5 protein-coding genes are annotated in these 9351 nt (G+C 70.1%); all 5 read left to right on the forward strand.

All coding sequences use genetic code 11. The features are described 5' to 3' along the window. A partial coding sequence (locus tag ACFW6B_RS40775) for an amino acid adenylation domain-containing protein (protein ID WP_386604943.1) occupies positions 1–4396 on the forward strand: 4396 nt, incomplete at its 5' end. Between the two features lie 75 nt (positions 4397–4471). Beyond that, positions 4472–4690 (forward strand): MbtH family protein, encoded by a 219-nt coding sequence (locus tag ACFW6B_RS40780; RefSeq protein ID WP_386604945.1) that lies wholly within the window; start codon positions 4472–4474, stop codon positions 4688–4690. A gap of 105 nt (positions 4691–4795) precedes the next feature. After that, a complete protein-coding gene (locus ACFW6B_RS40785) occupies positions 4796–7234 on the forward strand; it encodes a penicillin acylase family protein (protein WP_386604948.1) in 2439 nt (812 codons plus the stop codon). 46 nt (positions 7235–7280) lie between these two features. Next, entirely contained in the window at positions 7281–8123 is an 843-nt protein-coding gene (locus tag ACFW6B_RS40790) for an alpha/beta fold hydrolase (RefSeq protein WP_386604950.1), read from the forward strand. Further along, positions 8123–9331, forward strand: a complete 1209-nt coding sequence (locus ACFW6B_RS40795; RefSeq protein WP_386604952.1) for a nucleotide disphospho-sugar-binding domain-containing protein — start codon at positions 8123–8125, stop codon at positions 9329–9331. Before ACFW6B_RS40790 ends, ACFW6B_RS40795 begins: the two co-directional genes overlap by 1 nt. Positions 9332–9351 lie beyond the last annotated feature (20 nt).

Consider the following 9351-nt stretch of genomic DNA (forward strand, 5'->3'; position numbering starts at 1 on the left):
GCCGGAGTACATGGTGCCGGGCGCGTTCGTGTCGATGGATGTGCTGCCGTTGACCGGCAACGGCAAACTCGACCGCCGCGCCCTGCCCGAACCCGTGTATGAAGCCGGTGCGGGAAGCCGTGCCGCGCGCGACCCCCGGGAGGAGATCCTGTGCGGGCTCTTCGCCGAGGTTCTCGGCGTCGAACGGCCGGGCATCGACGACGACTTCTTCGAACTCGGTGGCCACTCCCTGCTCGCCACCCGGCTGGTCAGCCGCATCCGTACGGTCCTGGGTGCGGAGCTGTCCATCCGTGACCTGTTCGAGGCGTCCACCGTCGCCGCTCTGTCCCTGCTCCTCGACCGCACGGCCCCCGCTGCCCGCGTGGCGGTACGGCGGGTCGATCCACGCCCGGACCGGATGCCCCTGTCCTACGCCCAGCAACGGCTGTGGTTCCTCAACAAGGTGGAGGGCGCCAACCCCACGTACAACATCCCGGCCGCACTCCACCTCACCGGCCCGTTCGACGCGGACGCACTGCGCGCCGCCCTCGCCGACGTGGCCGAACGCCACGAGGCTCTGCGCACCGTTTTCGCCGAGGACGGAGAGGGCCCCTACCAGTCCGTCCTCAAGGGAGCCGAGGCCCGGCCCGAGCTGATCGTCGAGCGGGTCGCCGGTGCCGACATCGACGCCCGGGTCGCGGCCGCCGCCAGGCACCGATTCGATCTCGACTCCCAGGTTCCCTGGCGGGCCTGGCTGTTCGAGTGCGAGGGCGACGAGAGAGTCCTGTTCCTGCTGATGCACCACATCGCCGGGGACGGCTGGTCCATGCCGTTGCTCGTACGGGACCTCACCTCCGCCTACGCCGCGCGTTCGGCCGGCACCGCCCCGCAGTGGACCGCGCTGCCGGTGCAGTACGCCGACTACACCCTCTGGCAGCGTGAAGCACTCGGCACCGAGGACGACCCCGACTCGCCGATCTCACACCAACTGTCCTACTGGATGCGAACGTTGGAGGACCTTCCGGAGGAACTCGCGCTGCTGTCGGACCGGCCGCGCCCCGCCGTTTCCACCCATCGTGGCGGCACCGTCGAGTTCGACGTCCCGGACATGCTCCGCACGGGCCTGGAACGGCTGGCCCGCGACAGCAGGACCACCCCGTTCATGGTGATCCAGGCGGCGCTCGCGGTCCTTCTCGGCCGCCTTGGCGCTGGCCACGACATCCCCATCGGCACGCCGGTCGCCGGTCGCACCGACGACATGCTCGGTGAACTGATCGGCTTCTTCGTCAACTCGCTGGTCCTGCGCACCGACACCTCTGGGAACCCGGCCTTCACCGAACTCCTCACCCGGGTGCGGGAGACCGACCTGGCCGCCTACGCCCACCAGGACGTGCCCTTCGACCGGATCGTCGAGGTGCTCAACCCGCGCCGCTCACTGGCACGCCACCCGTTGTACCAAGTGCAGTTGTCTTACGACAACAACGATCAGGAGTCCGCCGCGACCGGGGTCGCGCTGCCCGGTCTCGTCGCGTCCCGCCGCTCCGTGGGCATCGACGCCGCCAAGTTCGACCTGGTCTTTTCCTTCGCCGAACAGCTCAGAGGCTCGGACGGCGCGAGGTTCCTCACCGCGTCGGTTGGCTACAGTGCCGACCTGTTCGACGAGGGGACCGTACGGACCCTGGCCGGTCGGCTGCTGCGGGTGCTCGAAGCAGCGATCGCCGACCCCAAGCAGAAGATCGGGCAGCTCGATGTCCTGGAGCCGCACGAACGCCGCCAGGTGCTCCAGGGGTGGAACGCCACGCACAGCCCCGTGCCCTGGCGCAGCCTGCCGCAGCTCTTCGAGGAGCAGGTGGCGCGGACTCCCGGCCGGACCGCCGTGATCGACGGCGACAACCAGCTCGACTACGCCGGACTCAATGCCGCGGCCAACCGGCTGGCTCGCGACCTCATGGCACGCCGTGTCGGCCCCGAGGACCGGGTGGCGGTGGCCCTGCCCCGCTCCATGGAGCTGATCACGGCCGTCTGGGCGGTGTTCAAGGTGGGGGCGACATACGTACCGGTCGATCCGGCCTATCCGGCCGACCGCATCGCGTACATGCTCGACGACGCCGTACCGAGCGTCGTCGTGACCGACGCTGCCGTCGCCGCGGGCCTGCCCGAGGGACCCCGGAACCGGTACACGCTCATCGTCGACGACCCGGTCGTGGCCCGCCGTGTCGCCTCCCGCTCGGCTGCCGACATCGCCCCGCACGAACGGTGGGTGCCCCTGCTGCCCGACCACCCCCTGTACGTCATCTACACCTCCGGCTCCACCGGCCAGCCAAAGCCCGTGCAGATGCGCGCCGAGGGAATCCTCAACCTGGTCACCTGGCAGGACCCGGTCGTGCCGCGCGGCGAAGGCAAGATCACCGCCCAGTACGCGCCGATCAGCTTCGACGGCTCCGTGCAGGAGATGTGCTCGGCCCTGCTGTACGGCAAGACGCTCGTCCAGTGCCCAGAGGAGACCCGCAGGAACGCCGAGCAACTGGTCAGGTGGCTCGACCGTCACGGGGTGCAGGAACTGTTCGCCCCCAACCTCGTCGTCGACGCCGTGTGCCGCACGGCCCACGACCTGGGCCTCGAACTGCCCGCACTGTGCGATGTCGTGCAGTCGGGAGAGGCCCTCGTGCCGAACGACACGATGCGCGCCTTTTTTGCTCGCCCAGAGCGGCGGCTGCACAACCAGTACGGCCCGTCCGAGACCCATGTGATGACGGGCCGGGTGCTGCCTGGTGACCCGGACCTGTGGGCCGCGGCCCCCGACATCGGCGGGCCCGTCGCCAACGCCCGGATGTACGTGCTCGATCCCGCGCTGCGCCCGGTCGCACCGGGCGTCATCGGCGAGCTCCACATCGCCGGCGCCGGACTGGCCCGCGGGTATCTGGGGCGGCCGGGGCCGACCGCAGAGCGGTTCGTGGCCTGCCCCTTCGGCGCTCCCGGGGAGCGCATGTACCGTACCGGCGACCTGGTCCGCTGGAACCGGGACGGTCGTCTCGAGTACGCGGGCCGTGTCGACCAACAGGTCAAGATCCGCGGCTTCCGAGTCGAGCCCGGCGAGATCGAGGCGGTGCTGAGCCGACACCCCTCGGTTGACCGTGCCGCCGTGGTGGCGCGCACGGACGGAGAGGGCAAGCGCCTGGTGGCGTACGTGGTGCCGGCGGGAGCGGGCCTGGCTGACACAGCGGAGCTGCGCACCCACCTCGGGCGCAGCCTGCCCGACCACATGATGCCGGCCACCTTCGTCGCACTCGAGGCGCTGCCGCTGACCCCCAACGGCAAGCTCGACCGGCGGGCGCTGCCCGCCCCCGACACCGACCGGAGCGGCGACCGCGGCCCGCGAACCCCCGAGGAACAGATCCTCAGCGGGCTCTTCGCCGAGTTGCTCGGACTGGCCGGCGTGGCCGTGGACGACGACTTCTTCCAGCTCGGCGGACACTCCTTCCTCGCCACCCAGCTCGTGAAGCGAGTCCGCGCCACCTTCGGCGTCGAGCTGTCCGTGCGCAGCGTCTTTGAGGAACCCACCGTGGCGGGCCTCGCCCGGGAGATCGCCTCCGACGTCACCCGGGACCCGTTCACCACGCTGCTGCCGCTCCGGCCGCGCGGCAGCCGGCCGCCCCTGTTCTGCATCCACCCGGGCTCCGGTACGAGCTGGAGCTATGCGGGACTGCTCAGCCATCTGGACCCCGACCAGCCGCTGTACGGGCTGCAGGCCCGCGGGCTGAGCGATCTGGATGCCCTGCCGTCCTCGATCGCCGAGATGGCAGACGACTACGCGCGGATCATTCGCGAGGTCCAGCCCTCGGGCCCCTACCGGCTGCTCGGCTGGTCCTTCGGCGGGCTCGCCGCGCACGCTGTCGCCACGCGCCTGGAGCACCTCGGCGAAGAGGTGAGCCTGCTGGCCGTGGTCGACGCCTACCCGCCGGTCGCGGGACTGGTTGCCCCGGACGTGTCCGAACACGAGCTGCTCGCCGGCTCCCTACTGCCCGGCTTCGCCTTCGACCTCGACGAGCTGAGGGAAGACATCGACGGTCTCGTTGCCCGGTACGTACGTCATCTGGAGCGCGAGAACCACCCGATGGCGGCCCTGGGTGAGCGTGGCCTGAAGGGCGTGATGCGGGTGTACGCGCGCAACGACCGCCTGATGGGCACCTTCGAACCCGCCCTCTTCAGCGGCGACCTGACGTTCTTCAACGCCCTGCGCGAGACCCCCGGGGCAGCGCTCCCCGAGGAGGTCCGCGGCCTGATGACGGCGCGTGCCTGGCGGCCTCTGGTCACGGGGACAGTCCACAACCACGACATCGACGCCACGCACGGCGCGATGCTCTCCGATCCCGAGGCGCTCGCCGCCATCGGCAAGGCGCTGCACGGCGCCCTGTGAAGCCGGGCGGTGACCCCACCGCCCACTCCTGCAAGACACCCGACGCAGTACATCAAACCAGGAGGAAACCGCCAGATGAGCAGCAACCCGTTCGAGGACAACGACGGCACCTACCTCGTTCTCGTCAACGACGAGGGCCAGTACTCCCTGTGGCCCGCATTCGCCGAGGTGCCGGCCGGCTGGAACGTCGAACTTCCCGAGACCGACCGCCAGTCCGCGCTCGACCACATCAACGAGAACTGGACCGACATGCGCCCCAAGAGCCTGATCGCGGCGATGGAGGGCGCGGCCTGACCCGGGCCCGTACAGCAGATACCGCGTGCCGCCCGCCGACCGGGGCGGGCGGCCGCGGCCGCCGTGCGGCGCCGCACGGTGTGATCAGAGAGGTTTCCCCAGCCCATGACATACCCGAGAACAACCCTGGCGACCCGGCTCCGCACGGCGGTCGTCGGCCTGCTCGCCCTCGCCACGGTGACGGCGCCCGGCACCTCGCCGGCCTCGGCCGACCAGGGCACCCGCTCGGACGTCGTCATCCACTACACCGAGTACGGCATCCCGCACATACAAGCGTCCGACTACCGGGGCCTGGGCCTCGGTTACGGCTACGCGGCGGCCAAGGACAACATCTGTCTCCTCGCCGACGCCTACATGACCGTACGGGGTGAGCGCTCCCGCCACCTGGGCCCCGGCTCCGCTGCCAACTCCGCTGTGGGCGCGGCAGCCGACAGCCTCAACAGCGACCTGTACTTCCGTGCGGTCGAGGCGAGCGGGGTGGTGCGGCGACTCGCGCGCAGCGCGCCGCCCACCGGCCCGGATCCCGAGGTCGCCCAGCTCGTGCTCGGTTACGCGGCCGGCTACAACCGCTACCTGCGCGAGACGGGTGCGGACGGCATCACCGACCCGGCCTGCCGGGGCGCCGACTGGGTACGGCCCATCACCGAACTCGACGTCTACCGGCATGTGCATGCGATCGCCACCATCTCCGGCAGTGGCAGCGCCATCGATGGCATCGTCGGTGCGCAGCCCCCCACTGCAGCGACCACGACGCGCGCCTCCGTCGAGAGCCCGTCCGCCGCCCGCATGGTGCGCGCGCTGCGGGCGACCCGCCAGGATCAGGGCCTTGGCAGCAACGCGATCGGGGTCGGGGACAGCGGATCGACCGTCGGCGGCAGCGTGCTGCTGGGCAATCCCCACTACCCGTGGCAGGGTGCCCGCCGGTTCTGGCAGAGTCAGTTGACCATCCCTGGAAAGCTGAACGTCTCCGGCGCGTCCCTGCTGGGCCTGCCCGTCGTTGCCATCGGCCACAACGAGAACGTCGCCTGGAGCCACACGGTGGCCACCGCCGCCACGTTCGGACTCCACGAAGTGCCCATCTTGCCCGGCGATCCCACCAGCTACCTGGTCGACGGCAAGGCGGAGCACATGCGCGTGACCAAGGTCTCCGTGCCGGTGCGCGAGGACGACGGTACGACCCGAACCGTGGAACGGACCCTGTGGTCGACCCGTTACGGGCCCGTCGTCACCGCCGGCCCCGGAGTGCCGCTGCCCTGGGGAGCGACGGCGTATTCGCTCGACGACCCCAACGTCGGGAACCTGCGGCTGCTCAACAGCTGGCTGGGCCTGGACCGGGCCGAGGACACCGACGGCGTACGCCGCGCCCTCACCCGCACCCAGGGGTTGCCCTGGGTCAACACCGTGGCCACGGACCGTCGCGGCCGGGCGTTCTACGCCGATCTGCAGGTCGTCCCGCATGTCACCGACGAACTCGCCCAGGAGTGCAGCACCCCGCTAGGCCGCCAGGTCTTCCCGGCCAGCGGCATTCCCATCCTCGACGGCGGTCGTAGCGCATGTGCCTGGGGCAGCGATCACGAAGCGGTGCAGTCGGGGATTCTCGGTCCCTCGGCGCTGCCCACGCTGACCCGCGACGACTACGTTACGAACGCCAACGACAGCCCCTGGCTCACCAACCCCCGTGTGCCACTGACCGGTTACCCCCGCGTGGTGGGGGACACCGCGACCCGGCGCTCCGCCCGGACCCAAGAGGCCATCACGGCGACAGAACGCAGAATTGCGGGCACGGACGGACTGCCGGGCAAGGGTTTCTCGCTGGGCACCATGCAGCAGACGCTCTTTAGCGACCACAGCCGCGTCGCCACGCTCATCGCCGAGGACATCGTCCGGATGTGCCAGGCCTTCCCCGATGGTCTGGCCCCGTCGGCCGGCGGGCCGGTCGACGTGACCGACGGCTGTGCGGCCCTGGCAGCATGGGACGGAACCTACCGAGTGGACAGCAGGGGCTCGTTGCTCTTTGCCCGCTTCGTCGCCCGGTTGGCCTCGGTGCCCGGCGGGACCTGGCGCACGCCGTTCGACGCGGCCGACCCGGTGGGCACGCCGAAGGGGGTGACCTACGAACGGCCCGAGGTCCAGCAGGCGTTCGGCGACACTGCGGTTGAACTGCGGACCGCAGGCATCCCGCTCGACGGTCGGCTCGGCGACCACCAGTACGTGACCCGCAACGGTGAGCGCATCCCGGTGCACGGAGCGCCCCACTTCCTCGGCGTACTCGATGTGATCACCCCGGTGTGGGACCCGAAGGCCGGAAACACCGAGGTGGTTCACGGCTCCAGCTTCATCCAGGTGGTCGCGTTCCCCGGCGGGCGTGGACCGAGGGCGGCCACCCTGCTCACCTACGGTCAGTCCGCCAACCCGCACTCGCCCCATTACGCCGACCAGACGCGGCTGTTCTCGGCGGGACGCTGGGTGGCCGACCGGTTCACCCCGGCGGAGATCGCCGCCACGCCGGGGCTGCGGACCGAGGTCCTGGCGGGCGGCTGGTGAGTGGGACATCCATGAACACGGCACAACCGAGAGGGAGGAGGCCGGCATGCCGGTGGCTGCGGTGAACGGGATACGGCTGCACTACAACGACGTCGGCGTCGGTGACCCGGTGGTGATGGTGATGGGCACCGCGGGCAGCGGCCGGATCTGGCACACGCACCAGGTACCCGCGCTGAAAGCGGCCGGGTACCGCGTGATCACGTTCGACAACCGGGGAATCCCGCCGACCGATGAGTGCCCCGAGGGATTCTCCGTGGGCGACCTGGTCGCGGACACGGCCAGCTTGATCAAGCACCTCGGTCTTGGCCCCGTCCGACTGGTAGGCACATCGATGGGTGCCTACGTTGTTCAAGAACTAGCCCTGAAGCGACCCGAGTTGGTGCAGGAGGCGGTGTTGATGGCCAGCCGCGGACGCAGTGACGCGTTCCGCGCCGCACTGGCCAGAGCCGAGCTCGAACTGTACGACTGCGACACCGAGGTGCCACCCCGCTACCGAGCTGCGGTCCAGGCCATGCATTCGCTTTCCCCGCACACCCTGGGCGACGAACAAGCCGTGGTCGACTGGCTGGACCTCTTCGAACTCGCCCATCGGCGCATCGACCACGCACCCGGAGTTCGCGCCCAGATGTCGTTGGAGCCGATGCCGGACCGGCTCGCCGCCTATTCCGAGATCCGCGTTCCCTGCCACGTCATCTCCTTCGCGGACGATCTGCTGACTCCGCCGAACCACGGAAGAGAACTTGCGAACATCATTCCCGGAGCAACCTTCGAATTGATCGAGAGGGCCGGTCACTACGGCTATCTCGAATGCCCGGAAGCGGTCAACAAGAGCATTATTGATTTCTTCGCAAGGGTGAAATTCGAAGTTTCAGGAAGGAGCTTCACGTAATGAGCAGAATGCTGCTCGCACCCTTTCCTCTGCATGGGCACGTGTTTCCCATGGCCGCGCTCGCCGCCGAACTGGGCAGCCGCGGTCACGACGTCACGGTGGCCATCAGTCCGCCGTTCGCCGAGCAGTTCCGGAAATCGGGCTGCGAGGTCACCGAGGTCGAGATCGAACCGCGGGCGGGCATACCGAAGCCGCCCGTCGGGCGGGGCGTCGTCGCCTCCGCGCGGGCCGCGCGGGAGGACCGGCACCGGGTTGCGGAGGAACGGGCCAAGCTGACCGCCCGGCTGGCCGGGGAGATCGGCCGGGTACGCCCGGACGTGGTCGTGGCCGATGCGATGGCCCCCTGGGGCGCGGACGCGGCACGAGCGACGGGGACCCGCAGTGCCGCGCTGTACGTGACGTACGCCCTGAACGAGGAGGTCATCCTGGCGGACATGGCCCGACGACTGGCACCCCGCACGGTGCGGCTGTTACGGCGCTCTCGGCTGCTGCGCCGACACCCGGCGGTACGTGACCCGGCCGCCCGGTCCGAACTCGTGCTGGTCAACAGCGTCCCCGAACTGCAGCCCCAGCACGGTTCGTTCGACGACCGCTACCACTTCGTGGGGCCGTTGCGCCCCGCAGTCGCCGACCGTGTGGACACCGACCGGGACGGTCCGAACCGGCTGCCCTGGGAGCACATCGAGAAGGGGCCCACGCTGTACGTGTCCACGGGCACCTTCTCCACCCGCGGGGCGGAGTTCTTCCGGGCCGTGGCGCAGGCGTTCGCCGGGACGGAGTGGTGTGTCGTGCTGGCCACGTCGCACACCGACCCCGGGGAACTGGGCGAGCTCCCGGAGAACGTGACGGCTCGCCGTCATGTGCCGCAGGGTGCGGTTCTCGAGCACGCCGACGTCTTCCTGACCCACGCCGGCATGAACTCGGCACTGGAAGGCCTGGTTCTGGGAGTGCCGATGGCGTTCGTGCCGTCGTTCTGGGATCAACGCACCATCGCCCGGCGACTGGTAGAGCTGGGCGCCGGCATCGTGGTGGACCCTTCCGCATCGGCTGTGGAACTGCGGGAGGCGATCACAGGGCTGGCCGCCGACGCGGACGTACGCGCCACGTTGGCGGAGCTGTCCGGCCGGACCGCGCGCCATGACGGGCCCGTCCGGGCCGTCCGGGTGCTGGAGAAGTTCGCCGCCTGGGGATCAGTGGGCCGGGGATGAACCGGGAAGGGGGCAGGGGG

It is taken from the genome of Streptomyces sp. NPDC058751 (genome assembly GCF_042746485.1).
Lineage (GTDB): Bacteria > Actinomycetota > Actinomycetes > Streptomycetales > Streptomycetaceae > Streptomyces.